The sequence below is a fragment of the Streptomyces sp. NPDC040410 genome (assembly GCF_055595715.1).
Genome location: NZ_JBVIVK010000015.1, coordinates 43,853 through 69,173 on the forward strand (window position 1 = coordinate 43,853; position 25,321 = coordinate 69,173).

Annotated in this window: 29 protein-coding genes and 1 pseudogene; 11 read left to right on the top strand and 19 right to left on the bottom strand. The window is 72.0% G+C overall.

The window, feature by feature from the left end; genetic code table 11:
* Nucleotides 1–6: 6 nt before the first annotated feature.
* The 3 genes and pseudogenes from ACZ562_RS27035 to ACZ562_RS27045 form a co-directional block, all read right to left on the bottom strand.
* Complete coding sequence (locus tag ACZ562_RS27035; protein ID WP_471184030.1) at nucleotides 7–318, bottom strand: hypothetical protein; 312 nt, start codon at nucleotides 316–318, stop codon at nucleotides 7–9.
* Between the two features lie 208 nt (nucleotides 319–526).
* The gene (locus ACZ562_RS27040) at nucleotides 527–1,237 is read right to left on the bottom strand and encodes a VIT1/CCC1 transporter family protein (RefSeq protein ID WP_471184033.1); all 711 of its coding nucleotides are present in this window, start codon (nucleotides 1,235–1,237) and stop codon (nucleotides 527–529) included.
* Nucleotides 1,238–1,529: 292 nt separating this feature from the next.
* Nucleotides 1,530–1,686: pseudogene (locus tag ACZ562_RS27045) on the bottom strand (acetoacetate decarboxylase family protein); the annotation flags it as partial.
* A 230-nt stretch (nucleotides 1,687–1,916) separates the two neighbouring features.
* Here ACZ562_RS27045 and ACZ562_RS27050 point away from each other — a divergent pair.
* The 3 genes from ACZ562_RS27050 to ACZ562_RS27060 all read left to right on the top strand — a co-directional run bounded on the left by ACZ562_RS27050 (nucleotide 1,917) and on the right by ACZ562_RS27060 (nucleotide 4,101).
* A complete protein-coding gene (locus tag ACZ562_RS27050) occupies nucleotides 1,917–2,912 on the top strand; it encodes a DEDDh family exonuclease (protein WP_471184035.1) in 996 nt (331 codons plus the stop codon).
* A 93-nt stretch (nucleotides 2,913–3,005) separates the two neighbouring features.
* Complete coding sequence (locus ACZ562_RS27055) at nucleotides 3,006–3,239, top strand: hypothetical protein (RefSeq protein ID WP_471184037.1); 234 nt, start codon at nucleotides 3,006–3,008, stop codon at nucleotides 3,237–3,239.
* A 70-nt stretch (nucleotides 3,240–3,309) separates the two neighbouring features.
* Nucleotides 3,310–4,101 (top strand): SURF1 family cytochrome oxidase biogenesis protein, encoded by a 792-nt coding sequence (locus ACZ562_RS27060; protein ID WP_471184039.1) that lies wholly within the window; start codon nucleotides 3,310–3,312, stop codon nucleotides 4,099–4,101.
* A gap of 25 nt (nucleotides 4,102–4,126) precedes the next feature.
* Here the strand turns inward: ACZ562_RS27060 and ACZ562_RS27065 are convergent, their stop codons facing one another.
* The 4 genes from ACZ562_RS27065 to ACZ562_RS27080 all read right to left on the bottom strand — a co-directional run bounded on the left by ACZ562_RS27065 (nucleotide 4,127) and on the right by ACZ562_RS27080 (nucleotide 7,760).
* Nucleotides 4,127–5,050 (bottom strand): hypothetical protein, encoded by a 924-nt coding sequence (locus ACZ562_RS27065; RefSeq protein WP_471184041.1) that lies wholly within the window; start codon nucleotides 5,048–5,050, stop codon nucleotides 4,127–4,129.
* Between the two features lie 104 nt (nucleotides 5,051–5,154).
* Nucleotides 5,155–5,346, bottom strand: a complete 192-nt coding sequence (locus ACZ562_RS27070) for a YbdD/YjiX family protein (RefSeq protein WP_471184044.1) — start codon at nucleotides 5,344–5,346, stop codon at nucleotides 5,155–5,157.
* Complete coding sequence (locus tag ACZ562_RS27075) at nucleotides 5,343–7,493, bottom strand: carbon starvation CstA family protein (protein ID WP_471184046.1); 2,151 nt, start codon at nucleotides 7,491–7,493, stop codon at nucleotides 5,343–5,345. The genes ACZ562_RS27070 and ACZ562_RS27075 overlap by 4 nt, the downstream gene beginning before the upstream one ends.
* A 54-nt stretch (nucleotides 7,494–7,547) precedes the next feature.
* Nucleotides 7,548–7,760 (bottom strand): DUF3311 domain-containing protein, encoded by a 213-nt coding sequence (locus ACZ562_RS27080; RefSeq protein WP_471184049.1) that lies wholly within the window; start codon nucleotides 7,758–7,760, stop codon nucleotides 7,548–7,550.
* 168 nt (nucleotides 7,761–7,928) lie between these two features.
* On the opposite strand from ACZ562_RS27080, the gene ACZ562_RS27085 reads away from it, so the two are divergent.
* The 5 genes from ACZ562_RS27085 to ACZ562_RS27105 are packed head-to-tail and all read left to right on the top strand — an operon-like array spanning nucleotide 7,929 to nucleotide 12,926.
* On the top strand, nucleotides 7,929–9,482 hold the full coding sequence (locus ACZ562_RS27085; protein WP_471184051.1) for a sodium:solute symporter family protein: 1,554 nt from the start codon (nucleotides 7,929–7,931) through the stop codon (nucleotides 9,480–9,482).
* The gene (locus ACZ562_RS27090; RefSeq protein ID WP_471184054.1) at nucleotides 9,479–10,057 is read left to right on the top strand and encodes a SigE family RNA polymerase sigma factor; all 579 of its coding nucleotides are present in this window, start codon (nucleotides 9,479–9,481) and stop codon (nucleotides 10,055–10,057) included. The genes ACZ562_RS27085 and ACZ562_RS27090 overlap by 4 nt, the downstream gene beginning before the upstream one ends.
* The gene (locus ACZ562_RS27095; protein WP_471184056.1) at nucleotides 10,054–10,344 is read left to right on the top strand and encodes a hypothetical protein; all 291 of its coding nucleotides are present in this window, start codon (nucleotides 10,054–10,056) and stop codon (nucleotides 10,342–10,344) included. Before ACZ562_RS27090 ends, ACZ562_RS27095 begins: the two co-directional genes overlap by 4 nt.
* Before the next feature lie 33 nt (nucleotides 10,345–10,377).
* Nucleotides 10,378–12,165: a glycoside hydrolase family 15 protein gene (locus ACZ562_RS27100; RefSeq protein WP_471184059.1), complete on the top strand. Its 1,788-nt coding sequence runs from the start codon at nucleotides 10,378–10,380 to the stop codon at nucleotides 12,163–12,165.
* A 5-nt stretch (nucleotides 12,166–12,170) separates the two neighbouring features.
* Nucleotides 12,171–12,926, top strand: a complete 756-nt coding sequence (locus tag ACZ562_RS27105) for an SDR family oxidoreductase (RefSeq protein ID WP_471184062.1) — start codon at nucleotides 12,171–12,173, stop codon at nucleotides 12,924–12,926.
* A gap of 101 nt (nucleotides 12,927–13,027) precedes the next feature.
* Here ACZ562_RS27105 and amaP read toward each other — a convergent pair whose 3' ends face one another.
* The 5 genes from amaP to ACZ562_RS27130 are packed head-to-tail and all read right to left on the bottom strand — an operon-like array spanning nucleotide 13,028 to nucleotide 15,371.
* On the bottom strand, nucleotides 13,028–13,615 hold the full coding sequence (amaP, locus tag ACZ562_RS27110) for an alkaline shock response membrane anchor protein AmaP (RefSeq protein WP_471184065.1): 588 nt from the start codon (nucleotides 13,613–13,615) through the stop codon (nucleotides 13,028–13,030).
* Nucleotides 13,612–14,277 carry a DUF6286 domain-containing protein gene (locus tag ACZ562_RS27115; protein ID WP_471184067.1) on the bottom strand — a complete coding sequence of 222 codons (666 nt, stop codon included), beginning with the start codon at nucleotides 14,275–14,277 and terminating at the stop codon, nucleotides 13,612–13,614. The genes amaP and ACZ562_RS27115 overlap by 4 nt, the downstream gene beginning before the upstream one ends.
* Nucleotides 14,274–14,648: an Asp23/Gls24 family envelope stress response protein gene (locus ACZ562_RS27120; protein WP_471184070.1), complete on the bottom strand. Its 375-nt coding sequence runs from the start codon at nucleotides 14,646–14,648 to the stop codon at nucleotides 14,274–14,276. Before ACZ562_RS27120 ends, ACZ562_RS27115 begins: the two co-directional genes overlap by 4 nt.
* Nucleotides 14,645–14,839, bottom strand: coding sequence for a hypothetical protein (locus ACZ562_RS27125; protein WP_471184072.1), 195 nt, complete (start codon nucleotides 14,837–14,839; stop codon nucleotides 14,645–14,647). Before ACZ562_RS27125 ends, ACZ562_RS27120 begins: the two co-directional genes overlap by 4 nt.
* Before the next feature lie 49 nt (nucleotides 14,840–14,888).
* Complete coding sequence (locus tag ACZ562_RS27130; protein WP_471184075.1) at nucleotides 14,889–15,371, bottom strand: Asp23/Gls24 family envelope stress response protein; 483 nt, start codon at nucleotides 15,369–15,371, stop codon at nucleotides 14,889–14,891.
* A gap of 87 nt (nucleotides 15,372–15,458) precedes the next feature.
* On the opposite strand from ACZ562_RS27130, the gene ACZ562_RS27135 reads away from it, so the two are divergent.
* Complete coding sequence (locus ACZ562_RS27135) at nucleotides 15,459–16,139, top strand: nucleopolyhedrovirus P10 family protein (protein ID WP_471184078.1); 681 nt, start codon at nucleotides 15,459–15,461, stop codon at nucleotides 16,137–16,139.
* Between the two features lie 9 nt (nucleotides 16,140–16,148).
* Here the strand turns inward: ACZ562_RS27135 and ACZ562_RS27140 are convergent, their stop codons facing one another.
* From ACZ562_RS27140 to ACZ562_RS27155, 4 genes are all read right to left on the bottom strand, one after another.
* Entirely contained in the window at nucleotides 16,149–16,952 is an 804-nt protein-coding gene (locus tag ACZ562_RS27140) for an enoyl-CoA hydratase/isomerase family protein (protein WP_471184080.1), read from the bottom strand.
* Nucleotides 16,953–17,100: 148 nt separating this feature from the next.
* Nucleotides 17,101–17,322, bottom strand: coding sequence for a helix-turn-helix domain-containing protein (locus ACZ562_RS27145; RefSeq protein WP_004002281.1), 222 nt, complete (start codon nucleotides 17,320–17,322; stop codon nucleotides 17,101–17,103).
* A gap of 389 nt (nucleotides 17,323–17,711) precedes the next feature.
* A complete protein-coding gene (gene abc-f / locus ACZ562_RS27150) occupies nucleotides 17,712–19,310 on the bottom strand; it encodes a ribosomal protection-like ABC-F family protein (RefSeq protein ID WP_471184083.1) in 1,599 nt (532 codons plus the stop codon).
* 137 nt (nucleotides 19,311–19,447) lie between these two features.
* Nucleotides 19,448–20,146 (bottom strand): hypothetical protein, encoded by a 699-nt coding sequence (locus tag ACZ562_RS27155; protein WP_471184086.1) that lies wholly within the window; start codon nucleotides 20,144–20,146, stop codon nucleotides 19,448–19,450.
* 303 nt (nucleotides 20,147–20,449) lie between these two features.
* Here ACZ562_RS27155 and ACZ562_RS27160 point away from each other — a divergent pair, with 303 nt between their 5' ends.
* The gene (locus ACZ562_RS27160; protein ID WP_471184088.1) at nucleotides 20,450–20,863 is read left to right on the top strand and encodes a VOC family protein; all 414 of its coding nucleotides are present in this window, start codon (nucleotides 20,450–20,452) and stop codon (nucleotides 20,861–20,863) included.
* Nucleotides 20,864–20,878: 15 nt separating this feature from the next.
* Here the strand turns inward: ACZ562_RS27160 and ACZ562_RS27165 are convergent, their stop codons facing one another.
* The 3 genes from ACZ562_RS27165 to ACZ562_RS27175 all read right to left on the bottom strand — a co-directional run bounded on the left by ACZ562_RS27165 (nucleotide 20,879) and on the right by ACZ562_RS27175 (nucleotide 24,373).
* The gene (locus ACZ562_RS27165; RefSeq protein ID WP_471184091.1) at nucleotides 20,879–22,282 is read right to left on the bottom strand and encodes a hypothetical protein; all 1,404 of its coding nucleotides are present in this window, start codon (nucleotides 22,280–22,282) and stop codon (nucleotides 20,879–20,881) included.
* Nucleotides 22,283–22,472: 190 nt separating this feature from the next.
* On the bottom strand, nucleotides 22,473–23,594 hold the full coding sequence (locus ACZ562_RS27170) for an alpha/beta hydrolase (protein ID WP_471184093.1): 1,122 nt from the start codon (nucleotides 23,592–23,594) through the stop codon (nucleotides 22,473–22,475).
* A 107-nt stretch (nucleotides 23,595–23,701) separates the two neighbouring features.
* On the bottom strand, nucleotides 23,702–24,373 hold the full coding sequence (locus ACZ562_RS27175) for a class II aldolase/adducin family protein (protein WP_471184095.1): 672 nt from the start codon (nucleotides 24,371–24,373) through the stop codon (nucleotides 23,702–23,704).
* Between the two features lie 196 nt (nucleotides 24,374–24,569).
* Here ACZ562_RS27175 and ACZ562_RS27180 point away from each other — a divergent pair, with 196 nt between their 5' ends.
* Complete coding sequence (locus tag ACZ562_RS27180; RefSeq protein WP_471184098.1) at nucleotides 24,570–25,319, top strand: lysozyme; 750 nt, start codon at nucleotides 24,570–24,572, stop codon at nucleotides 25,317–25,319.
* The last annotated feature ends 2 nt before the right edge of the window (nucleotides 25,320–25,321 follow it).

Consider the following 25,321-nt stretch of genomic DNA (forward strand, 5'->3'; position numbering starts at 1 on the left):
CACCACTCAGGGCGTGGTCGGGCGAACCTCGCCGTACGCCGTCGTCGGCGCCCGTCGCCCGCCGAGGGTGCCCCGGGTCGGGAGCCGCCGCGCGGCGATGGACGTGAGCATGATCCAGAAGCCGGGGGTCGGCAGCTGCGGCCGGTCCGCGACGCCGGTCGCGATGAGGTTGTCGGACAGCCGCAAGAGCGGGCCGCCGGCCCCGGCGACGAGGCCTGCACGGGTGGCGGCGGCGTGGACCACGGCCGTGACGCGCGTGGCGGGCGCCCAGGCATCGGGGGCCGGCCCGCGCGCGCGGTGTGTCGGCGTCGAAGTCATGACCGAGTGCACCAGTGCGCGTCGGCCAAGGTTCGCCCGTCAAGGAGCGGTGTCGGGTGCGTGCTCTCGGCGTGCCGGCCGGAAGTCCTCGTACTAGGACGTACTCGGGCTTTCGGCCGGTGCGGCGAGTGGGGGCACCTCCCACGCCCTTGAGGCAGTGGGGAGGGTGCCGGGCGTCGCGACGGGGCGAACCTTGGCCGACGCGGCGCTAGACGCCCGCCGCCCCGAGCAGCGTCCCGGCCGCGTAGGTGATCCCCATGGCCAGCGCGCCGCCCGCGACGTTGCGCAGCACCGCCCGGCGCGGGTCCGCCGCTCCCAGCCGTGCGCTGGTCCAGCCCGTGATGACGAGCGCGGCGAGGACGGAGACCACGGTGACGACCAGCCGCCATTCGGCCGGCGGCAGCACGACGGCCAGCAGGGGCAAAAGGGCTCCGACCGTGAACGCCAGGAAGCTCGCCCACGCCGCGTGCCACGGGTCGGCGAGCTCGTCGGGGTCGATACCGAGCTCCACGCGCGCGTGCGCTCTGAGCGCGTCGCGTTCCGTCAGCTGGACCGCGGCCTCCCTGGCCACGCCCCGGGACAGTCCCCGTTCCGCCAGCAGCTCGGTCAGCTCCTCCAGCTCGGCCTCCGGCTGCTCGCGCAACTCCCGCTTCTCCAGGGCCAGGGCGGCCTTCTCCGAGTCGCGCTGGGTGGAGACGGACACGTACTCCCCCGCGGCCATCGACATGGACCCCGCGAGCAGTCCGGCCAGGCCGGCCGTCAGCAGGGAGGAGCGGTCGTGCGTCGCGCCCGCCACGCCGACGACCAGACCAGCGGTGGACACGATGCCGTCGTTCGCCCCGAGGACCGCAGCCCGCAGCCAGTTGAGGCGCGTGCCGAGCCCGCCGCCGTGAGCCTCGCTGTGCACTGGTTCCGTCACACCCGGAGGATCGCACCCCGGGCACCACCGGACCGGGACCGACGCCCCGTACCGGCGCCCCGCACGGCCGCCTCCCGCGCGTCACCGGACCCGCGGTGACGCTCCCCGCACGAACACCGGACTCGTAGCGTCCGCCGGCGGTTCCCCGAGGAGCTCGGCCAGTTCGGCCACCGTCGGGCCGAACATCGCCGCGACCTCGTCCCGGGGCCCGCCCGCGTACGCGTACCGCAGACCCTCACGGAACGTCGCCGGTGACCCGCTCCGGTCCGCGCACCCGCTCCTTGCGCGGTCAGTACACAAGCACCGGATCGCAGTCGAAGCCCGAACCGTCCACCGTGGGAAGGAACTTGAAGGAGAAGTCGGTCTTCCGGCCCCGGCGGCGGGCTCCGGCAGAGGCAGTTCGTGTCGACGGCGCCGTGCGCCTCCACGACGGCGATGCCGTGCCGGGCCGGCAAGGCAGAGGCCGGCCCGTGGGCTTGAGCGGCGGCGGAAAGACCGCGGCGACCGCGTACGGGGCACCCTTCGTGAGGCCGTCACCTGGCGGGCGGGCAGCACGGTCGCACCGGGCGCGCAAAGGCCCACAGCCGCGCGCACGGACATTCGGAACACTCGAACAGGCGGGCGCCGCAGGGCACCTGAGGGAGAGGACTGTCAGTCGCAGCCCGTATCCTCAGGGACCATGCTCGAAGACCTCACGACGGCGGCGTCCTCCGCAACAGCGTGGCCGGCCGCGTATCCCAGGGGATACGCGGTCGTTGACGTGGAGACCACCGGCCTGGCCCGCGACGACCGGATAATCTCCGCGGCCGTCTACCGGCTGGACGCGCGCGGTGAGGTCGAGGACCACTGGTACACGCTCGTCAACCCGGAGCGGGATCCGGGCCCGGTGTGGATCCACGGCCTGACGAGCGAGGCACTCGAAGGCGCCCCCCTCTTCCCGGACATCGCCGAGGAGTTCGCGGCCCGGCTCGCGAACCGGGTGCTCGTCGCGCACAACGCCGTCTTCGACTGGCAGATGATCGCGCGGGAGTACGCGCGCGCCCGGCGCGAGGCACCGGTGCGGCAGCGGCTGTGCACCATCGCGCTCTCCAAGGAGCTGGGTCTGCCCCTGCCCAACCACAAGCTGGAGTCGCTGGCGGCGCACTTCGGCGTGGTACAGCGGCAGGCGCACCACGCGCTCGACGACGCGCGTGTGCTGGCGGAGGCGTTCCGGCCGAGCCTGCGGGCCGCGGCCGCGGGCGGCGTACGGCTGCCGCTGCACGAGTGCCGGCCGCTGACCGAGTGGAGGGACCGGGCCGCCACGCCCCGGATCGGGCAGCAGTCGGGCGGCTACGACGGTTATCGGCCGGGCAGTTGGCGCCCCTCCCGTAAAAGGCCCGCATGCCCCCATCCCAATCCAGGGCGTTACGAAGAGGGCAAGCCGCTCAAGCAGGGCATGCGGGTCGCCTTCTCCGGGGACACCTCGGTCGAGCGGGAGCTGCTGGAGGACCGTGCGGCCGAGGCCGGGCTCCATGTCGCGACGAGCCTGTCCCGGCTGACCAGCCTGCTCGTGACCAACGACCCCGACTCGGGCACGTCGAAGGTGGTCAAGGCGCGGCAGTTCGGGACGCCCGTCGTGGACGAGGCGGCGTTCGGGCAGCTGCTCAGGGATGTGGAACCGGCGTCGGAACTGTGACCTCGCGGCGGTGACCGTACGGACGGGTGATTGCCGTGCGACTCGCCCGGCGGCGTCTCGCCCGCGCGGCGCGGACGGCTCACCCTGTGGCCCATGGCGACCTGCGAAGTATGTGGCAACAACTACGGAATGACCTTCGAGGTGCACGCGCAGGGCGCGGTGCACGTCTTCGACTGCTTCTCCTGTGCGATCCACCGCATGGCACCCCTCTGCGAGCACTGTCGTGTGCAGATCATCGGTCAGGGCGTCGAGGTCGAGGGCCACTGGTACTGCGGCGCACACTGCGCCCGCTCGGAAGGCAAGGTGGGGATTGTCGACAAGGTGTGAGCCGTCCCCGGAAGGCACCCTTCCGGTACCCCACTGAACACACCCCACGACCGAGTTGTACGGTCGTGGGGTGTACCGCTTCCTGTTGTCCCGGCAGTGGGTGATCCTCACGCTGGTCGCCCTCGTCCTGATCCCCACGATGGTCAGGCTGGGCTTCTGGCAGATGCATCGCTACGACGAGCGCACCGCCCGGAACCAGCTGGTCTCCGACGCGCTCGACGCCGAGCCGGTACCCGTGGAGAAGCTGACCTCGCCCGGACACACCGTCACCCGGGACGAGCGGTACCGCAGCGTGACCGCGAAGGGCACCTTCGACACCGAGCGGGAAGTCGTCGTCAGGCGCCGCGTCAACGCCGACGAAACGGTCGGCGTCCACGTCCTCACCCCGCTGGTCCTGACGGACGGCAAGGTGCTGCTGGTCGACCGCGGCTGGATCCCCTCGGCCCCGTCGCAGTCCGCCTTCCCGGAGATCCCGGCACCGCCCCGCGGCCAGATCACCGTCACGGGGCGGCTGATGCCCGACGAGACAACCGCGGCGAGCGGCATCAAGGACCTGTCGGGGCTGCCGGACCGGCAGATCATGCTGATCAGCAGCGAGCAGGAGGCGCGGCGCCTCGGCGCCGAGGTGCTCGGCGGCTACATCACGCAGACTGCGCCCGAGCCGAAGGGCAGCACTCCTGAGCTGGTCGGCGAGCCCGGTGACGAGCCGGCCGCGCTGAATTACGCGTACGCCATCCAGTGGTGGCTGTTCTCCGCGGGCGTCCCGGTCGGCTGGGTGGTCCTGGTCCGGCGGGAGGCCCGGGACAGGAACGCCGCGGCCGCCGAGAGGGGAACGCCGGACACGCAACCGGCGTCCGTGTAGCGGACGCCCGGGCGCGCCGGGCGGTTCAGCGGCCACTCCAGTAGCGGAAGGTGCGTTCCGGCTGGGGCAGGAGGTCCCAGGGGTGGGGGGTCATGTGGCGCCCTATGCGCTTGAGGACCCGCCTGACGTCGTCCGGCCGGTACGCCTGGACCAGGGCGAAGGCGAGGACGTTGAGGTCGATCAGCGACTCGGCGTGCGAGGTGGCACCGGCGTCGAACCACTTGTTCAGGGCGATGTCGATCTCCTCCGCGACCTGCGGTTCGTTCCAGTCGCGGCCCGCACCGAAGGCCGACTGCCGCAGCCGGTGGGCGACTACTTCCACGCGGGCCGCCACGGGCAGCAGTGCGACCGGGGATCCGTACGGTGCCCGGGCGGCGCTCAGCCGTGCGAAGTCCAGCATGTCGGCGACGCTTCCGTGTCCGCGCGGGGACAGGTACCGCAGCAGGTCGTGGTAGGCCGTCCGGTGCCACGGGGCACGGTTGACGGCCTCGGTCCAGACGGGAACGGCGTCGTGAACGGGGACGGCGAAGGAGCGCATCAGGGCCAGCAGAGCCAGCCAAGGCGTCGGGTCCCCGGGGCAGGCGTCGGCTGCGCGCAGGCACGACTGCTCGGCCGACCGGGCGGCGTCCCGCCCCCCGTCCGCGGCCCTGGTGACCTGCATGAAGGCGCGCAGGGTCAGGGCGTCCCCGTCGCCGGGCCGGTCGGCGGCCCATCGTTCGCAGACCACGGCGGGCAGGCTCCGCGCCAGTACGGAGATCCGGTGCGTCCGGCGGTCCCAGTCGTGCCCCGTCGCGCGCAGCAGTTCGGCGACCGGCTCCCAGGCGGGGTGCGAGGAGCCCGCGCCGAGACCGTGGAGCTGCTGTTCGGGGCGTAGTTCGGTCAGGGTCTGGTGGAGGGCCTGATCGTCGAGTGCGGGGCGGACCAGCAGGGCGGGGCGACGTCTGAACATCTCGGTCCCGGTCGAATAGGCAAAAAAAGGGGTGTACGGGGCGGGCGTGCCGTCAGGGCTGAAGGCATGCCCGCCCCGTGTTCAGGGCGCTGTGGTGGGGGAGGTCAGCAGCAGCGGCCCGGGGACTCGCACTCGCTCTGCATGGTGCGCATCCGGTCGTACTCGGCGCGGGTGGGCACCGGGGCATCCGGGTGGTTGCGACGGTGCCGCTCGCAGTAGCGGTCGTACTCCGTCTCGCCGGTCAGTTCCCGCGCGTACCAGATCACGCTGTCCAGTACCTTCTTCACGGCGCTCATGAGTCCGCCCCGACCAGCGCGTCGTCGTTGCTGCGCTGCTGCGGCACGTCGATGCGGGACTCGACGTACGGTGCCTCGGACGTCGGCAGCGGTTCGGCGGCCCTAACGGCGCGGACGCACACCACCGCGCAGTTGACCAGGACGATGAGGACCAGCAGCAGGAAGACCGCCATGATCACGCCGTCGACGGTGTTGTTGAGGACGATGGTGTGCATGTCGTCCATGTTGGTGGCGCCGGGCAGGAGTTTGCCGGCGTCGATGGCGTCGGCGTAGGCGTCACGCTGGGCGAAGAAGCCGATCTTCGGGTTGTCGGAGAAGATCTTCTGCCAGCCGGCGGTGAAGGTGACGGCCGTGTCCCAGACGAGCGGGATGCCGGTGACCCAGGCCCAGCGCAGTTTGCCGGCCTTGATGAGCATGGTCGTGGTGACGGCCAGGGCGACCGCGGCCAGCAGCTGGTTGGCGATGCCGAACAGCGGGAACAGCTGCTTGATGCCGCCCAGCGGGTCGGTGACGCCGGCGTAGAGGAAGTAGCCCCAGGCGCCGACGACCAGGGCGCTGGTGATCCAGATGCCCGGCTTCCAGGTGACCCGGCCGATCGGCTTCCACACGTTGCCGAGCATGTCCTGCAGCATGAAGCGGCCCACCCGGGTGCCGGCGTCCACCGTGGTGAGGATGAACAGCGCCTCGAACATGATGGCGAAGTGGTACCAGAACGCCTTGAGGCCGCTGCCGAACACGCTGGAGAAGATCTCCGACATGCCCACCGCCAGCGTGGGCGCGCCGCCGGAGCGGCCGACCAGCGTCTGTTCCTCGACGGCCTTGGCGGCCGCGGCCAGCTGGTCCGGGGTGATGGTGAAGCCGAGGTTCTTCACCGCTTCGGCGGCGGTGTCCGCGGTCGGGCCGAGCAGTGCGGCCGGGGCGTTCATGGCGTAGAACAGGCCGGGTTCCAGGACGCAGGCGGCGATCAGGGCCATGACGGCGACGAAGGACTCGGTGAGCATGGAGCCGTAGCCGATCAGCCGGACCTGGGACTCCTTCTGGATCAGCTTCGGGGTGGTGCCGGAGGAGACCAGGGCGTGGAAGCCGGACAGGGCGCCGCAGGCGATGGTGATGAACAGGAAGGGGAACAGCGACCCGGCGAACACCGGCCCGGCACCGGTGTGGGCGAACTCGGTGACGTCGGGGGCCTTCAGGGTGGGGGCGGCGATCACGACGCCGATGGCCATCAGGGCGATGGTGCCGACCTTCATGAAGGTCGACAGGTAGTCGCGGGGGGCCAGCAGCATCCACACCGGCAGCACGGAGGCGACGAAGCCGTAGCCGACCAGGCAGAAGACCAGGGTCTCCGGGCTCCAGATGAAGAACTCGGCGAGTGAGGAGTTCTGGATCCAGCCGCCGCCGACGATGGCGAGCAGCAGCAGCGCGACGCCGATGACGCTGGTCTCCACGACCCGGCCGGGCCGCAGGTAGCGCAGGTAGAAGCCCATGAAGAGGGCGATGGGGATGGTCATGGTGACCGAGAAGGTGCCCCAGGCGGACTCCGCGAGCGCGTTGACGACGACCATCGCCAGCACCGCGAGCAGGATGATCATGATGGCCAGGACGCCGATCAGCGCGGCGGCACCGCCCACCTTGCCGATCTCGTCCCGGGCCATCTGCCCCAGGCTCTTGCCGTCCCGGCGCATGGAGAGGAACAGCACGATCATGTCCTGCACCGCACCACCGAAGATCACACCGGCGATGATCCACACGGTGCCCGGCAGGTAACCCATCTGGGCCGCCAGGACCGGGCCCACCAGCGGACCGGCGCCGGCGATGGCCGCGAAGTGGTGGCCGAACAGCACCCGCTTGTCCGTCGGGTGGTAGTCGACACCGTCCTCCAGCCGCTCGGCCGGGGTGGCGCGGGTGTCGTCCACCTCAAGGACCCGGCGGGCGATGAAGCGGGAGTAGAAGCGGTAGCCGATGGCGTACGAGCCGAGCGCGGCCATCACCAGCCAGACGGCGGAGATCTCCTCCCCGCGGGCCAGCGCGAGGACTCCCCAGCCGACCGCGCCGACCAGCGAGACGGCGGTCCAGATCACAATAGACCGCATTCGTGATTTTTCCGGCGCAGTGCGGCCGGATTCGGGCAGGGCTGATGTGGGCATGGCGGCTCCTCACCTCAACGGGTGCGTAAACAAGAAGGACGAAGGAAGTGCGGATCAGCGATGTCGGTCCGTCAGTGCATACGCGGCGAGCAGGCAGAGGCCGCATCCCGGCACCCAGGCGAGCTGGTACCAGTAGAAGAACGGCGTCCCGGCGAGCCGCGGGCTCGCACCGGCGAAGAAGGGGACCCACAGCAGGCCTGCGGCGGGCGCGAGGAGCAGTACGGCGATCGCGATGCGCCGTAGCCGGTGATGACCGTTCCGTGCCATGACCTGTGCTCCTCTCCCGCTCGCTGTCGGTCTGTGCAAGAGTTGCCCATCTGCCGAGACCGGTTGACAGCGAATTTCAGAAAGATTTTCCGCCTGTTTCCTGTCATCCGAATCGGCCGTCCGCGCAACCATCTCCTGAGGGCACAGGCACACCAAGGACGGTGACCCATGGCCGACGGCGCCATGACCGCGACGTTTCTCGCCGTGATCGGCGGAGCGTCGCTGCTCGCCGTCACCGCGCGGCGGGTGCACCCGCACGACAGGTTGCCCTCGCTGGAGGGCTGGGCGCTCGCCGACCGCAGCCTCGGCCCGGTGTGGACCTGGCTGCTTCTCGGCGGCACGATCTTCACCGCCTACACCTTCACCGCCGTACCCGGGCTCGCCTACGGCAACGGCGCCGCCGCCTTCTTCGCGGTGCCGTACACAGTCATCGTCTGCCCGCTCGCCTTCGTCCTGCTGAGCCGCCTGTGGACCGTGGCCCACCGGCACGGCTACGTCACCGTCGCCGACTTCGTGCGGGGCCGGTACGGGTCGGCGCCGCTGGCCCTGGTGGTCGCGCTGACAGGGATCCTGGCGACCATGCCGTATCTGGCGCTGCAGCTGCTCGGCATACGCGCCGTGCTGACGGCCGGGGGCGTGTACCCGCGGGGAGCAGCCGGGGACCTGGTGATGGTGGGTCTGTTCGCTGGGCTCGCGGTGGCCACGTACCGGCACGGGCTGCGCGCGCCCACCGTCATCTCCGCGCTGAAGGCGGTGGCGGTCTTCGTCTCCCTCACCGCCGTGTGCTGGATGGTCCTGGAGCGGCTCGGCGGGCCCGGTGCCGTGTTCGAGGGCGCGGCCCGGCGGCTCGGCGGCACGGACGTGGCCCACTCCCCCTTGCTCCTGTCCCCTCAGCAGCAGCCCGCGTACGCGACGCTCGCCCTCGGCTCCGCGCTGGCCCTGCTGATGTACCCGCATGTGCTCACCGCCGGTTTCGCCGCCGACGGCCCCCGCACCCTGCGCAAGGTGTGCGTGGCGCTGCCCGCGTGGACGGGACTCCTCGCACTCTTCGGCTTCCTCGGCATCGCGGCTCTCGCGGCGGGCGTGCAGGCGCCCCGGGGCGGCGCGGAGTCCGCGGTGCCGATGCTGGTCGACCGGCTGATGCCGGGGCCGCTGGCCGGACTGGTGTTCGGCGCGATCACCGTGGGGGCGCTCGTCCCGGCGGCCGTGATGTCGATCGCGGCCGCCACCAGCTTCGTACGCAATGTGTACGTCGAGTACGTCCATCCCACGGCCACGCCCAAGCGGCAGGTGCGCATCGCCAAGGCCGTGTCGCTCACCGCCAAGGTGGGCGCGGTGGCGTTCGTGTTCGGCCTGCGCGACCAGGACGCCGTCAACCTCCAGCTCCTGGGCGGGGTCTGGATCCTGCAGATCTTCCCGGCGGTGGCCCTCGGGCTGTTCACCGGGCGGCTCCATCCCCGGGCACTGCTCGCCGGGTGGGGCGTGGGCATGGTGGCCGGGACCTTCATGGTCGTGCGCGAGGGGTTCTCCTCCGTCGTACCGCTGGGCTTCGGGCCGGAGATCTACGCGGGGCTTGCGGCCCTGCTGCTCAATCTGACCGTCGCAGTGGCCGGGACCGCTGCCCTCGAACGTCTCGGCGTCGCGCGCGGCGCCGACCTGACCGACCTGCCGTCGCGCCTGACCGTGAGGTGGCGCCCGGAGACGGGAGCGAACAACCCGTGAGACGCAGACACACCACGCCCGTACACGAGCCGTCCGTCGGGCAGCCGGCCGAGCCGCTCTCGCCCGCGCCGGCCGACCCGGCCGACCTGGAACGCGAGGCCGGTCTCGCCCAGCTCTTCGAGCTGCACTACTCCTCGATGCTGCGCCTCGCCGTCCTGCTCGGCGCGGACGACCCGGAGAACGTGGTGGCCGAGGCCTACTACCAGATCTACCGCAAGTGGCGGCGCCTGCGGGACGTCGAGGCGGCGGCGGCCTATCTGCGCTCCACCGTGTGCAATCTGACCCGGATGCGGATACGCCACCTCCAGGTCGCCCGCAAGCACGTGGAGACCCCGCCGGACGAGTCCGTCGCCTCCGCCGAGAGCACGGCGCTGCTGCGCGACGACCAGCGGGTGCTGATCGACGCGCTCCAGCAACTGCCGCCGCGCCAGCGCGAGGCGCTCGTGCTGCGGCACTGGCTCGGCCTGAAGGAGAGCGAGATAGCTGCCGCGATGGGCATTTCCAGCGGTTCGGTGAAGACACACACGTCACGCGGCACCACCGCGCTGACCCAGGCGATGGAGGCCCGGCGATGAACAACACCAGTCCGGACCGCACGGAGCGGGAGCTGCGCGAGGCCCTGCAGGCGCTGGCCGGCGGGGTGCAGGCCGCTCCCGACGCCTATCGCACCGCACGTGGCGAGTGGCTGCGCCGCGAACGCCGGCGGCGGCTCGTCCTCGCGGTGCTGATCGCCGTCGTCTTCGCCGTGGCCACTCTGATCGGCCTGTGGGTCCTCAACCAGGCCCCGTCCGACCCGAGCGTGATCTTCTCCGGCGCCGACGTCCGGCTCGGGCACGCGTCACTCTCCCGGCCCCACCCCTGATTGTCCCGCCGCCCCGCCGGGAACCCGCACCCCGTGCACCCCCGCATCGAGGACTACGCCGTCGTCGGCGACGAACAGACCGCGGCCCTGGTCGGCAACGACGGTTCCGTCGACTGGCTCTGCCTGCCCCGCTTCGACTCGGCCGCCTGCTTCGCCAGACTGCTCGGCGACGAGGAGAACGGCCACTGGCGCATCGCACCCAAGGCCGCCAAGGGCCCCTGCACGCGCCGCGCCTACCGCCCGGGCACGCTCGTGCTCGACACCGAGTGGGAGACCGACGAGGGCACGGTGCGCGTCACCGACCTGATGCCGCAGCGCGACCGCGCCCCCGACCTCGTACGCATCGTCGAAGGCATCAGCGGCCGGGTCACCATGCGCGGCACGCTGCGGCTGCGCTTCGACTACGGCTCGGTCGTGCCGTGGATGCGCCGCGCCGACGGCCATCGGATCGCCGTCGCGGGTCCGGACTCCGTGTGGCTGCGCAGCGAACCCGCGGTGCACACCTGGGGCGAGAACTTCGGCACGCACTCGGAGTTCACCGTCGAGGAGGGCGAGAAGGTCGCGTTCGTCCTCACCTGGCACCCCTCGCACGAGCCCCGCCCCCCGCTCGTCGACCCGCACGACGCGCTGCGCGCCAGCGTCGCGGACTGGCAGGCGTGGTCGGACCGCTGCCGTTACCGGGGCCCGCACCGGGACGTCGTCGTACGCTCTCTGATCACCCTCAAGGCCCTCACCTACGCGCCGACCGGCGGCATCGTGGCCGCCCTCACCACCTCGCTGCCCGAGGAGTTGGGCGGTGTACGCAACTGGGACTATCGCTACTGCTGGCTGCGCGACTCCACCCTCACCCTGAACGCCCTGCTCGCGGTCGGCTACCACGAGGAGGCCGGGGCCTGGCGCGACTGGCTGCTGCGCGCGGTCGCGGGCGACCCGGCGGACCTGCAGATCATGTACGGCCTGGCCGGCGAGCGGCGGCTGCCCGAGTTCGAGCTGCCGTGGCTCGCCGGTTACGCCGGCTCGGCGCCCGTACGGATCGGCAACGAGGCCGTGAACCAGCTCCAGCTGGACGTGTACGGCGAGGTCATGGACTCGCTGTGGCTGGCCCGGAGTTCGGGCCTGTCCGTCAAACCGCACATGTGGGCCATGCAGTGCGCCCTGATGGACTTCCTGCGGACGGCATGGCAGCAGCCGGACGAGGGGCTGTGGGAGGTGCGCGGCGGCCGGCGCCCCTTCGTCCACTCGAAGGTGATGGTGTGGGTGGCCGCCGACCGGGCCGTGCGCACCCTGGAAAAGCACCCCGAGCTGCCCGGCGACCTGGACGGCTGGCGCGCGGTGCGCGACGACGTGCACCGCGAGGTGTGCGAGAAGGGCTACGACCCCGAGCGGAACACCTTCACGCAGTACTACGGCTCGCGCGAGCTCGACGCCTCCCTGCTCCTGATCCCGCGCGTCGGCTTCCTGCCGCCCGACGACCCCCGCGTGATCGGCACCATCGACGCCATCCGCGACGAGCTGGGCCACGGCGGCTTCGTACGCCGCTACAGCACCGAGGAGACCGCCGTCGACGGGCTGCCGGGCGGCGAGGGCACCTTCCTGGTGTGCTCGTTCTGGTTGGCGGACGCCTTGCACATGACGGGCCGTACGAAGGAGGCCCGGCAGCTGTTCGAACGCGTGGCGGGCCTCGCCAACGACGTGGGCCTGCTGTCCGAGGAGTACGACCCGGTGGCCGGCCGGCTGCTGGGCAACTTTCCGCAGGCGTTCAGCCACATCGGCCTGGTGAACACGGCCCTCGCCCTGTTCGGGGGCGAAGAGGCAGGATAGGGGCCATGGATCTTGGACTGAAGGACCGGGTGTACGTCGTCACCGGGGCCACCCGCGGACTGGGCAACGCCGCCGCGCGCGAGCTCGTGGCCGACGGGGCGAAGGTGGTCGTCACGGGGCGGGACGAGAAGCGCGTCGCCGACGCGGCGGCCGAGCTGGGCGCGAACGCGGTCGGGCTGGCCGTGGACAACGGCGACCCCGACGCGCCCGCACGGCTGATCGCGGCCGCGCGCGAGCGGTGCGGCGGCTTCGACGGCATCCTCGTCAGCGTCGGCGGGCCGCCGCCGGGGTTTGTCGCCGACAACACGGACGAGCAGTGGCAGGCGGCGTTCGAGTCGGTGTTCCTGGGGGCGGTGCGGCTCGCTCGCGCGGCGGCTGCCGAGTTGGAGGCGGGCGGGGTCATCGGGTTCGTGCTGTCAGGGTCGGTGCACGAACCGATTCCGGGGCTGACCATTTCCAACGGACTGCGGCCCGGCCTGGCCGGGTTCGCCAAGTCGCTCTCGGACGAGTTGGGGCCGCGGGGCATTCGTGTGGTGGGGCTGCTGCCTTCACGCATCGACACGGACCGCGTGCGCGAGCTGGACGGGTTGTCTGCCGATCCTGAGGCCACGCGTGCCGCCAACGAGTCGCGCATTCCGCTGCGCCGGTACGGGACGCCGGAGGAGTTCGGGCGGACGGCCGCGTTCTTGCTGTCTCCGGCGGCTTCCTATCTGACGGGGATCATGCTGCCTGTGGACGGCGGGATGCGGCACGGGTTCTGAGCTGAGCTCGGCTGCGGGGCGTGGGGGTCGCTCGCGCCACGCGGCGCAGCCGCACATCGACACAGCCCCGCGCCCCTGGGTTCGCCGCCCCTGGGTGGGTGTCAACTCACCCTTTCCGCGCCGTGCTTGACACCCTTCAGGCGCACCTCAGCAGGCAGTGTGGCCAGGCCCGCCGAATCGCGGGCGTGTGCCAGCGCCCCGGTCGTGAGATCGTGCAGGGCCTCCCCCGGATCCACGTGGGGTTCCAGCAGGAGTCGTACGCGGGTCACCGGGGCGTCGCGGCGGCCGGTCAGCAGGACGTGGGCACGGGCGACGCCGTCCGGGTTTCCGGCGTCCGCTGCGAGTACGCCCTCCAGCGCCCGCCCCCGCAGCAGCGCACCGGCACCGTCGCCGGTGTCGACGAGCACCTCGGTGAGCCGGCGGCGGCGCAGGACCGCGGTCAGCCACCACAGGGCGAGCAGCACCAGGACGGCGAGCACGGCGATGACGGTCGGCCACCACCAGGTGTCGTCCCGCCAGCGGGTCCGCTCGGCCTCGCTGAGCAGCACGTCGTGCGGCCCGTCGTGGATCCACCAGGTGGGGGGATCCACCCCCAGTCCGACGGCGAGCACGGAGCCTCCGAGGACGACGAGCAGCAGGCCGACGAGCCCGAGCAGTACACGGTTGACGGTCCTGAGCACCGTACTCACCCCTTCTTGCCGGACCGCGCCACGTGCACCGACAGGGCGAACGGCCGGGCCAGCCCGAGTCCCCTGATCGCGTCGGTCAGCACGGCGTTCAAGTCGGCATGCACCTCGTCCAGTTCGCGGAAGTGCGAGACCGCGCGGACCCGGGCCTTCTTCCGCCTTGTGCGCACCCGTACCGACTGCACGCCCGCGACCTCCATGGCCCGGTCGCGCAACACCATGGCGGCCGCGTTCCGGTGCAGTCCGGCGCGTACGTCCGCGTGGACCCGCCGCATCGGCAGCACCGGCCGCAGGCCGGGCGTGGCGGCCAGCACGATCAGCCACAGGCCCGCGGCCGCCGCGACGCCCGCGCCGACGAGCACCCAGATGTCGTCGAGGGGCCGCTCGGCGAGCTGCCGGGCCAGCTCACGGCGCCAGCGCATCGCGGGCCGGCCGGCACGCACGGCGGCGATGTCGTAGAGGAAGGCGCCCGCGACGACGAGGATCAGCAGCGCAACGATGCCCGCCGGGACGCGGCGCGCGGACCAGAAGCGGCGGGTGCGGCCGGGCTCGCTCTCCGTGTCGTCGAGCGGAGGCGGTGGCTCGTACTCTCCCGCCGTGCCGGACGTCTTCTCGAGGACCGGCAGTCGCCGAGTGGTGCCCTCGGAGTTCTGGGGCTCGCTCATCGCGTCCTCCCCTGTGCAGCGCCGTGCGCCGGAACCAGGTACAGCCGCTCCACCTGGACGGTGACCTCCGGCACCTTTATGCCCACCAAGGCACCTACCCGCTCTGTGACATGACGACGCACCCGCCGGCACCGGGCGCCGATCTCGCCGGGGTAGCCGAGTTCGAGATGGACGCGGATCCGGGCGGTGTCGTGGTGCACGACGACGGCGGCGTGCGGGGGCGCGGCCTGCTCGGGCAGCGCGCCCAGCGCCTCCCGTGCCGCCTGCGCGGCGATCTTCGCGACGACCCGGTCCGCGATCCGGGTCGCGCCGCGCTCGCCGGGCGGGACGACCGTCAGAGGTCCGCGGAGCCCACCGGCCCCCTCGCTCACAGGCGTCCCCGCCTCCGGCTGTCACGGGGACGGAAGAAGTCGCCCAGCTCCAGGTCCCCCTCCAGGAACCGGCCGACGATGAAACCGACGGCGCCCAGGGCCGCCACCAGCACGAAGGCCCCGAACCCGCCGAAATACCCGGCGAAGCCCAGTGCCATGCCGGCGATCATGCCGACCACGGCCATGCTCATGGTGCGCTCCTCCGCTCGTCAGACCATCGGCTTCCCGGCCGCCGGCGCGTCACTGGATCCGGGGCTCCGGTTCCTCTTCTTCTTCCTCCGGCAGCTTCACGTCACTCACCGCGATGTTGACCTCGACGACCTCGAGGCCGGTCATCCGTTCCACCGCCGCGACGACGTTCTCGCGCACGGCCCGGGCCACGTCGGAGATCGACACGCCGTAGTCGACCACGATCTCCAGGTCGAGCGCGGTCTGCACCTCGCCGACCTCGGCCTTCACTCCCCGCGCCACGGATTTCGACCCGCCGGGGACGCGGTCCCGCACGGCCCCGAAGGTCCGCGACAGCCCACTGCCCATGGCGTGCACGCCGAGCACGTCCCGGGCCGCCATTCCCGCGATCTTCTCCACGACACCGTCGGCGATGGTGGTCCGCCCACGGGTGGCCGGGTCGCCGCCACCGCGTCCGGGGGCCTTATGCGTCTGCACCGGCTCCGGTTCGCCCTCTGGGGTCCTCGTCCGGTTCTGGTCCGTCATGTCGGTCACCGCCGCACGTCCCTTCCGGTGGTCGTCCTGAGACCACGGTAAGCGGGGTTACGCGATTGCGCGCCGGGGATGGGGCAGGCTGGAGGAATGACGGCGGACCAGTGGACGACGGCGGTACGGCATCAGCTGGGGCTGGGCAGGATCCTGCCCCTGGGCGGCCCCCGCGACGGCGCGTGGATCTCAGAGGCCGCGGCCGGCGCGGCGCTCCGGCGCGCGGCGGACGGCCTGCGCGGCGTACGGGTGACCGCGCTCCGGATCGGGCTCGCCGATCCGGAGGACACGCATGAACCCGCCGTACCGCCCCCGCCGAGCGCCCTGCCGCCCGGTCAGCTCCGGGTGACGGCGGAGTTCGCGGCGACCGCGTCGGAGCCCTTGCCGGCGGCGGCGGCGCGTCTGCGCACGGCTCTGGCGGACGCGGCGACGGGGCGGCTCGGCCTGGCGGTGACGGAGGTGGACCTGCGGGTGACGGCCCTGCTGGACGAGGAACCGGAGCACGCCGCCGCACAGCAGCCGGAGCCGGCCGCGCCGGCCGGGGACTCCGAGGCTGCGAGGGCGGCGCTGACGGTCCCGGGTGTGGCCCGGGTGACACACACCCACGTCGAGGAGCAGCGGGAGGAGGCCGCGCTGCCGCGCCGCCACGTCCGGCTGGAACTGGCGGTGGGCGCGGACCACCGGGCCCTGGACGTGGCCCGGGAGGTCCGCGCGAGGGTGGGAGAGGCTCTGCCGGACCACCCGACGGTGGCGGTGCTGGTGACAGCGGTCAGCTGACCTCGGGGCTCATTCGCCGACGCCGGCCAGGTCCCGCAGCCGCCGGGCCTGCGCGGCACGCTCCGCGGTGCGCTGCTCCTCGTACGACCGGCCCTGGACCCCGCTCAGCAGGGCCTTGGTCTCGATCACGGCATCCCGGGGTGCCGCCAGCACCGCTGCCGCCAGATCCCGTACCGCGCCGTCCAGTTGGTCCGGCGGGACAGCCAGGTTCGCGAGCCCCGTGCTCACGGCCTCCTCGGCCGTCACGAATCGCCCGGTCGCGCAGATCTCCAGCGCCCGGGCGTATCCGACGAGCCCCACCAGCGGATGTGTACCGGTCAGGTCGGGTACGAGTCCGAGGCTGGTCTCGCGCATGGCGAACTGCACGTCGTCCGCGACGACGCGCAGGTCACAGGCGAGGGCCAGCTGGAAGCCCGCCCCGATGGCGTGCCCCTGCACCGCGGCGAGGGACACGATGTCGCTCCGCCGCCACCAGGTGAAACCCTCCTGGTATTCGGCGATGGTCGCGTCCAGCTCGGCGTCACTGCCGCGCGCGAGGTCGATGAACGACGGCTCGCCGTCAAAACCCTCGGGCGTGAACGCCTGCCGGTCGAGTCCGGCGGAGAAGGACTTGCCCTCGGCGCGCAGCACAACGACACGCACGGTGCCCGGCAGCAGCCGGCCGGCCTCCGCCAACGCCCGCCACAGAGCGGGGTTTTGGGCGTTGCGCTTGGCCGGGTTGGTCAGCGTCACCGTGGCGATCGCGTCGTCGACGGTGAGCCGTACGCCGTCCTTGTCGAGTACCGGACCGAGGTCCTGGTCGGGCGAAGCCATGCGGAGCCTCCGATGAGTGCGGTCGTTCTTCCGTGCCGCAGGACGGTTCAACCGCCGCACGGCGCAGCTAAGTGACTGCACAGTAACCACCCGGCCAATCAGCCGACCGACCGGGTGGCCACCATCGAAAGCCGATGGGCCGTCCGGGTCAGGACGATGCGGCCTTCTTGCCCCGGGTCGCTCCGCCACGCCCACGAAGCGTGACGCCCGACTCGCTGAGCATCCGGTGCACGAAGCCATACGAGCGGCCGGTCTCCTCGGCCAGCGCCCGGATGCTCGCACCGGAGTCGTACTTCTTCTTCAGGTCTGCCGCGAGCTTGTCGCGCGCGGCGCCGGTCACCCGGCTGCCCTTCTTCAGAGTCTCGGCCACCCGTGCCTCCTCATGGGAAGTGCGCTCTGGTCCCCTCATGATCACCCCTCCGGGGCTTCATGGCCACCCATTCGGCAAGGTCCGTGAGACAAGGTTTTGACGACAGGAGCGGGCCCACACAAGCGGAACCTGTGATTCCACCCGGAGACGTCCGTACGGCCGAACGGGTTCTTTTGTGAAGTGCCAGGTCAGGGACGCGCGACGGCCGAGCCCCGGTCGACGAAGGACTCGGCCGCGAAGTGGATGTAGGACACACCCCGGTACGAGGAGATCTCACACAGATGATGGATCACAGATCGGCCGAATGATCCATAGGCAGTGGATCACGCCGTGGATCATCCATTCGATCAAGCGGAACTGACGGTTCCCGCCCCGGAGCTCGTCCGTGCTCAGGCCAGGGCCACGAGGTCCGCGTAGTCGGCGCCCCAGAGGTCCTCGACGCCGTCCGGCAGCAGGATGATCCGCTCCGGCTGCAGCGCCTCGACCGCACCCTCGTCGTGGGTGACCAGGACGACCGCGCCCTTGTAGGTGCGCAGCGCGCCGAGGATCTCCTCGCGGCTGGCCGGGTCGAGGTTGTTGGTCGGCTCGTCCAGGAGCAGGACGTTCGCGGAGGAGACCACCAGGGTCGCGAGCGCGAGGCGGGTCTTCTCGCCGCCGGAGAGGACGCCGGCCGGCTTGTCGACGTCGTCGCCGGAGAAGAGGAAGGATCCGAGTACCTTGCGGACCTCGACCAGGTCCATGTCGGGCGCGGCCGAGCGCATGTTCTCCAGGACCGTGCGGTCGGGGTCGAGGGTTTCGTGCTCCTGCGCGTAGTAACCGAGCTTCAGGCCGTGGCCCGGGACGACCTGGCCGGTGTCGGGACTCTCCGCCCCGCCCAGCAGACGCAGCAGGGTGGTCTTGCCGGCGCCGTTGAGGCCCAGGATGACCACGCGGGAGCCCTTGTCGATGGCGAGGTCGACGTCGGTGAAGATCTCCAGGGATCCGTACGACTTCGACAGGCCTTCCGCCATCAGCGGGGTCTTGCCGCAGGGCGCGGGCTCCGGGAAGCGGAGCTTGGCGACCTTGTCGGACTGGCGGACGTCCTCGAGGCCCGACAGCAGGCGCTCGGCGCGGCGGGCCATGTTCTGCGCGGCGACCGTCTTGGTGGCCTTGGCGCGCATCTTGTCGGCCTGAGCGTTGAGCGCCGCCGCCTTCTTCTCGGCGTTCTGCCGCTCGCGCCTGCGGCGCTTCTCGTCGGCCTCGCGCTGCTGCTGGTAGAGCTTCCAGCCCATGTTGTAGACGTCGATCACGGAGCGGTTGGCGTCCAGGTAGAACACCTTGTTGACGACCGTCTCGACCAGGTCGACGTCGTGGGAGATCACGATGAAGCCGCCGCGGTAGGTCTTGAGGTAGTCGCGCAGCCAGATGATCGAGTCGGCGTCGAGGTGGTTGGTCGGCTCGTCGAGCAGCAGCGTGTCCGCGTCGGAGAACAGGATGCGGGCCAGCTCGACCCTGCGGCGCTGACCGCCGGACAGCGTGTGCAGGGGCTGGCCGAGCACCCGGTCGGGCAGGTTGAGGGCGGCGGCGATGGTGGCGGCCTCCGCCTCGGCGGCGTACCCGCCCTTGGTGAGGAACTCGGTCTCCTGGCGCTCGTACTGCCTGAGGGCCTTCTCCCGGGTGGCGCCCTGGCCGTTCGCGATGCGCTGCTCGTTGTCGCGCATCTTGCGGATCAGGGTGTCCAGGCCGCGCGCGGACAGGATGCGATCGCGGGCGAGGACGTCGAGGTCGCCGGTGCGAGGGTCCTGCGGGAGGTATCCGACCTCGCCGGAGCGGCTGACGTTGCCTGCGGCGGGGATGCCCTCGCCGGCGAGGACCTTGGTCAGGGTGGTCTTGCCCGCTCCGTTGCGGCCGACCAGGCCGATGCGGTCTCCCTTGGCGACACGGAAGGTGGCGGACTCGATGAGGACTCGGGCGCCGGCGCGCAGCTCGATACCGGAGGCGGAGATCACGGACAGACTCCAGGGCGGATGTGGGTGGCGGGATGGGCGGCTGAGGACGTTCCCGCCGTCTAATGCGCGAGGAGAATGGCCATGGGCCAAGTCTAACGGGGCTGGGCAACCACTTTTTCAGCGTCCGGTGTCCCGAGTCAGCGGTGTGCAGTGATCCGTCCCCGGTCGTCGACCGCGATGACCTGGGACGTCCAGGCCGCTTCCCCTTCAGCCCGTGCGCAGGGCTGGGCCAGGAGCAGCGCGCGGCCGTGACGTACGGCACGCGCCTGGTCGAAGGCGCAGCCCTCGCGCGCGGGCACCACCCAGCGCAGGTCGCCGTCGGTGATGCGGTACGCGGTGACGCGGGGCGGGGTGACGACAGCGAGGACGCCACGGCCGAGGGGCCGCAGGACACCGGTACCGCGCTGGGCCGGAAGCCAGTCGGCGGCCGCCGGCAGGGCGCGGTGCCAGCGCACGGAGCGCCCGTCGGTGTCGGTGACGAGCCCGTCGTCCCAGAGGGCGATCGCATCCCCCTGCACGAGGAGCACGGTGAGCGGGTGCCTGCCCTCGCGGGCGTGGTGCCAGCGGAGTTCGCCGGTGCGGCGGTCGTAGGCCCCGACGCCTGCCCTGCCGGTGCGCAGTTCCGGCGTGTGCCGCGGGCCGGCGTTCTGCACGTGGGAGGGCACGGTGAGACGGTCGCCGTAGGGTGCGGGGCGCGTCTGGTGGGCCGCTGCGAGGAGAAGGGCCCCGAGCAGGGCGGCCAGGACCGTCACAAGGAGGCGGAGTGCGCGGGGGGACGGGGTCCTCGCGGTCTCCGGGACGGCTTTCGTCGCCGTCGCGTCCTGCGGAGCGACCACCGTGACCTCCTTCGCAGCGCACTTCCCACAGAATCGGCGCAGAGCCTAGTCATGCGCGGGGCGGGCGGCGGGACGTGCCGTCGTGACACGGCGGGCGGGCGGAGGCAGGTCCCCTGTCCGGCCCTGTTCCGCTCTCCTTCGGACCCCGTTCCGCTCCCGTTCGGCCCCGCTCGGCCTCGGTTCGAACCCTTCCCGCTTCCCGTGCCGGCGTTGTCAGTGGCCGGTGCAAGACTGGGCAACAGCGGGAATTTCCTGATTTCCAGCGGCGGTTACGACGCGTTGACACGACAGGGAGTGATGGGCATGGCAGGCACGGGCGGCGGGCGTCCGAGTATCTACCCGACGCTGCTGTACACGGACGCGAAGGCGGCGATCCAGCAGCTCACGGAGGCTTTCGGGTTCACGGAACTCTCGGTGTACGAGAGCGAGGACGGCGCGGTGCTGCACGCCGAACTGGTGCAGGGCAACGGCGCCGTGATGGTCGGCTCCAAGGGCCGCGGCGGCGTCTTCGACACCGCGATGAAGGACGCGGGCCCGGCCGGGGTGTACGTCGTCGTGGACGACGTCGACACCCACCACCGGCGGGCCGTGGACCACGGCGCGGAGATCCTGATGCCTCCGACGGACCAGGACTACGGCTCCCGGGACTACATGGCCCGGGACGCCGAGGGCAACATCTGGAGTTTCGGCACGTACGCCCCGGAAATAGGGGCCTGACGCCGGGGCCTTCGCTCAACTTCCCCCGGTGTGCACCTGGAAGGCCGCCCGGCGCACCGCCTTGGCCAGCGCCGGGTCGGGGTGCGCCGCGGCCAGCGCCACCAGGACCTGCACGGTGCGGGGGTGTCCGACGGCCCGCACCTCGTCGAGCAGCGCCGGGACGGTCGGCTGCACCGCCGACTCAAGGTGCCGTACGAGCAGCGGTGCCTCACCGTGGTCGGCGACGGCGGCGGCGGTGTCGACCCACAGCCACGTGGCCTCTTCCCGGGTGAGGGCCTCGTGCGCGTCCTCGGGATCGGCGCCGTCGTGCTCGGCCAGCCACAGCAGGGCGTAGGGCCGCAGCGTCGGCTCCTCGGCCACGGCGCGGACGTCGGGCTCGGCGGGGGCGCCGACGACGCGCAGCGCCTCGAAGGCGAGGCCGCGCAGGAGAGCGTCCTCGCCGCGGGCGGCGTCGAGCAGTTCGGTGACGGCGCTGCCGACGGTGCGGGCGGCGAGCCAGGCGCGGTATTCGGCGCGGGCCGCGTTGGGGCGCAGCCGGGCACAGCCGCGGAGCATGTCCTCGGCCGCCTGCTCGATGTTCCCGGCGGGGCTCTGCGCGGCGACGCAGATCTGCTCCAGTTTGACCCAGACCGCCCAGCTGCCCAGCGGAGTGAGCGTGGCCTGTCCGTCGCCGTAGGTGAGGGCGCCGACGCAGGCGAGGGCGCGCAGGGCCCAGTCCAGGAGCGGTGAGAGCGGGGCGTCGGCGGGCTCCGGCAGGTCCTGGCTCTGTTCGGGCTGGGGGCCGTAGGGGATCTCGCAGCGCTCGGTGCGCAGCTCGGTGACCCGCTGTTCCAGGAGATCCAGGAGCTGCTCGACGGGGACGGGTCCCGCGGACAGCTGGAGGAAGGAGAGCACCTGAGGCATGGCCGAGACGACCTCGGCGACGGTGGCCGGCTGGTGGTCGGCGGGTTCCGGGCAGGCGAGTGACCAGGCGTCGAAGAGGGCGACCCAGCCGCGCAGTACGGCGCTGTCGTCGCGGTCCCAGGCCCGCAGCCGCCAGCCGGGGCGGGCGCTGTCGCCGTGCACCTCGACGAGACCGGCCAGGCGCGCCGTGTCCCAGTCGGCGCGGACCTGAGCCGGGGTCAGGCCCAGGTCGGCGGCGGCCCGTTCGGCGGTCGCGTCGGAGAGGGTCCCTTTGCCGTCGGGGTTCGCGCCGTCCCGGCCGGGGCGGAGCGCGGCGTCGGCCCAGTGGGCGACGCGGGCCGCGGCGGCCAGACCGGAGCGCGCCATTCTGGCCAGCTCCGCCGGGGCCGGCGTGCCCTCCGGCGGGCGGGGTGCGGGGCGGCGCGAGCGCCGCTGGTTCATCGCTCTGGGGGCGGCGGCCAGGGGTCGCGGGCGGACGAGTCGAAGCCTGGAGTCGCGCGGGATACGGGACGTCACGGGTGCAGTCTTCCGGTTGACGGTCCGAAAACCCAAACGGAATGTCACGGCGGGCGACGGGGATGGCCAATGCCGGGCCCTCGCGGACGGCTCGGGGCCGAGAACAGGCCAGTCGTACGGAGTTAAACGGAATGGTCGCGACCGGAGCAGGCCGCATGGCGCGCTCCGGGCCCGCGCGGGAAGCGGACGGTCACATCAGCGGTGTGAGGAAGCGGCGCAGCGCCTCTTCGTAGCCCTTGGGATCGGCGTTCCACATGGCCCCGTGGGGAGCCTGACGGACCGTGTGGAGGGCGATCAGGTTGGGGCGGGAGCGGGCGAGACGGCGCGAGAACTCCCAGGGGGCCACCGTGTCGTCCGGGCCGTGGAAGATCAGGGCCGGCGCCTCCAGCCGGTCGGGGTCGGGTGCGATGCGGTGGGCGTGCAGTCCGGTGCGGCCCTGCGCGGCGCGCACGGCCAGCGGCAGCAGGACGCCCGGTGTGCGGCGGGCCGCGGCGAGGGCGCGCAGCGTCGCCTCCCAGCTGAGTACCGGGGAGTCCAGGACGAGTCCCGAGATGCGGTCGCGCAGCCCCGAGCGCGCGGCGGCGCGCAGGGCCATGGTGGCGCCGGTGGACCAGCCGTGCAGGACGACCTGCTCGGCGCCGTAGCGCACGGCGTAGCGGATCGCGGCGTCCACGTCGCGCCATTCGGTCTCACCGAGGTGGTTCAGGCGGTCCGGCGGGCGGGGCGCGCCGAGGTCACCGCGGTAGGCGAGGTCGAGCACCGGGAAGCGGTGGCGGTGCAGGAAGCCCATGACGTTCATGGGGTGTTCGCGGGTGGTGCCGAGGCCGTGCACCGTGATCACCCAGGTGTCCCGCACACCGGGCACGAACCAGGCGGGCAACGAGCCGAGTTCGCCGGGAATGTCGACGTCGGTGTGGTCGAGGCCGAGGGCGGCGCCCGGGTTGCCGATGTGCACGTTCGGGGTGAGCCACGCCTTGTCGCCGGGTTCCAGTACGCCGTGGGTGACGCGTTCCAGGCGGCGTACGACGGTGTCGGCGGGGTGCGGCACGGCCTCCTGGACGGCGCCGACCACCGCGTGCATGCCGTCGCCGGTCAGGCCGTACGTGCCGGGACGCAGTGAGGCCAGGGACCGGGTGAGGGTGATCTGGCCGGCGGCGGTGCCGTGCACGGTGAGGCGGGGTTCGGTGGGCAGCGGGCGGCCCGGCGCCGCCTTGAGCGCGGCGTCGCTGGCGAACCGCCCGGCGGCGACGCTTGCCGCGCCGGCCGCGAGGGCCACGGTGACGGCCGCGGCCGTCGCTTTGACTGTGCGCACGAGTCCAGTGTCCTGGCCGACCCGGCCCGCGGCCAGCGGGAGGACGGCTCGGGGTGACGTCTCGCGCGAACCCGGAACTCGGGGTGACGTCTTGCCGGGACTCGCCGTCAGCCCCGCTGCCCGTATCCGCGCAGCCGCTCCCCCGCCTCCGCCAGCTGCTCTTCGGACAGCAGCGTCGGGCTCAGGCCCGGTACCGAGGAGGCCGCGAGCCACAGGCGGCACATCCACTCCAGCTGGGCCGTGCGGTCGTAGGCCTGGTCCAGGGTGGCGCCGTAGGTGATCGTGCCGTGGTTGCGCAGCAGGCAGCCGGAGCGGTCGGCGAGGGCGTGGAGCATGTTCTCGGCCAACTCGTCGGTGCCGTACGTGGCATACGGGGCAACCCGGACGGGGCCGCCGAGCGCGCCGGTCAGGTAGTGGATCGCCGGGAGCTCGGAGACGAGCGTCGAGACGGCCGTGGCGTGCACGGCGTGGGTGTGGACGACGGCGCGGGCGTCGGTCGTGGCGTACACGGCGAGGTGCATGGGCAGCTCGCTCGTCGGGACGAGCACGCCGAGCTCCTGGCGGCCGTCGAGGCCGACGCCGGTCACGTCGTCCGGAGTGAGCCGGTCGTACGGGACGCCCGACGGCGTGACCAGCACGGTGTCCCCGACGCGCACCGAGACGTTGCCGGAGGTGCCGACGACCAGCCCGTCGGACACCGTGCGGCGGGCGGTCGCGACAAGTGCCCCCCAGGCGCGCGTCTCCTCGGGTCGTACCCGCCTCCGTCGTTGCCCGGTCATGCGGCGATCCTTCCAGGCGATGCGTCAACCCGCCGCCGGGAGGGGGCACTTTAGGGCGGAAGTCGGACGTCCGGAAGCCCACATATCGGCATACATCCCGTTCTTGTGGTGGTTGGCTGGAGATCGACGATCTTTCAGTGATCTTCCAGTACCCTCTGGGAGATTTTTCGTGCATGCCGCCATTCCGGGGGGATACATGGCCCGTAACCGCAAACCGTCCCGCCGCCACGCCCGCGCGATCGCGCTGTCCGTGGCGGCGCTCACCGTCGGGGGGAGCGCACTCGCCGGTTTACCGGCCTCGGCGGCGAGTTCACCCAAGGGGCACGACGTCTCTTCGCATCAGAAGAACGTCGACTGGCAGCGCGCGAAGGCCAGGGGAGCCAGGTTCGTCTACGTCAAGGCGACCGAGTCCACGACCTACCGCAACCCGTACTTCGGCCGGCAGTACGACGGCGCGCGCGGCGCGGGCATCATCCGCGGGGCGTACCACTTCGCGCTGCCGGACAAGTCGTCGGGCGCGGCGCAGGCGGCCTACTTCGTGCGCAACGGGGGTGCCTGGAGCGGGGACGGCTGGACGCTGCCGCCCGCGCTCGACATCGAATACAACCCGTACGACAAGAAGCACAAGTGCTACGGCCTGACCCAGGCGAGGATGGCCGGCTGGATCGAGTCGTTCAGCGACGAGGTGAAGCGGCTCACCGGACGCCGTCCTGTGATCTACACCACAGCCCACTGGTGGAACACGTGCACCGGCGGCAGCCGCGCCTTCGCCTCGGATCACGCACTGTGGATCGCCCGTCACAACGCGGCCGACGCTGGGACGTTGCCCGCCGGCTGGTCCTTCTGGACGCTCTGGCAGTACGACAACAGCGGCAGCCTGCCGGGTGATCAAAATCTCTTCAACGGGTCCGCGTCCCAGCTGCGGAAGTTCGCCAGAGGTTCATAGCC

Coding starts and splice junctions, on each gene's coding strand:
- ACZ562_RS27035 (WP_471184030.1), bottom strand. CDS start 318: ATGACTTCGACGCCGACACACCGCGCGCGCGGGCCGGCCCCCGATGCC.
- ACZ562_RS27050 (WP_471184035.1), top strand. CDS start 1,917: ATGCTCGAAGACCTCACGACGGCGGCGTCCTCCGCAACAGCGTGGCCG.
- ACZ562_RS27055 (WP_471184037.1), top strand. CDS start 3,006: ATGGCGACCTGCGAAGTATGTGGCAACAACTACGGAATGACCTTCGAG.
- ACZ562_RS27065 (WP_471184041.1), bottom strand. CDS start 5,050: ATGTTCAGACGTCGCCCCGCCCTGCTGGTCCGCCCCGCACTCGACGAT.
- ACZ562_RS27070 (WP_471184044.1), bottom strand. CDS start 5,346: ATGAGCGCCGTGAAGAAGGTACTGGACAGCGTGATCTGGTACGCGCGG.
- ACZ562_RS27075 (WP_471184046.1), bottom strand. CDS start 7,493: ATGCCCACATCAGCCCTGCCCGAATCCGGCCGCACTGCGCCGGAAAAA.
- ACZ562_RS27080 (WP_471184049.1), bottom strand. CDS start 7,760: ATGGCACGGAACGGTCATCACCGGCTACGGCGCATCGCGATCGCCGTA.
- ACZ562_RS27085 (WP_471184051.1), top strand. CDS start 7,929: ATGGCCGACGGCGCCATGACCGCGACGTTTCTCGCCGTGATCGGCGGA.
- ACZ562_RS27095 (WP_471184056.1), top strand. CDS start 10,054: ATGAACAACACCAGTCCGGACCGCACGGAGCGGGAGCTGCGCGAGGCC.
- ACZ562_RS27105 (WP_471184062.1), top strand. CDS start 12,171: ATGGATCTTGGACTGAAGGACCGGGTGTACGTCGTCACCGGGGCCACC.
- ACZ562_RS27115 (WP_471184067.1), bottom strand. CDS start 14,277: ATGAGCGAGCCCCAGAACTCCGAGGGCACCACTCGGCGACTGCCGGTC.
- ACZ562_RS27125 (WP_471184072.1), bottom strand. CDS start 14,839: ATGAGCATGGCCGTGGTCGGCATGATCGCCGGCATGGCACTGGGCTTC.
- ACZ562_RS27135 (WP_471184078.1), top strand. CDS start 15,459: ATGACGGCGGACCAGTGGACGACGGCGGTACGGCATCAGCTGGGGCTG.
- ACZ562_RS27140 (WP_471184080.1), bottom strand. CDS start 16,952: ATGGCTTCGCCCGACCAGGACCTCGGTCCGGTACTCGACAAGGACGGC.
- ACZ562_RS27160 (WP_471184088.1), top strand. CDS start 20,450: ATGGCAGGCACGGGCGGCGGGCGTCCGAGTATCTACCCGACGCTGCTG.
- ACZ562_RS27175 (WP_471184095.1), bottom strand. CDS start 24,373: ATGACCGGGCAACGACGGAGGCGGGTACGACCCGAGGAGACGCGCGCC.
- ACZ562_RS27180 (WP_471184098.1), top strand. CDS start 24,570: ATGGCCCGTAACCGCAAACCGTCCCGCCGCCACGCCCGCGCGATCGCG.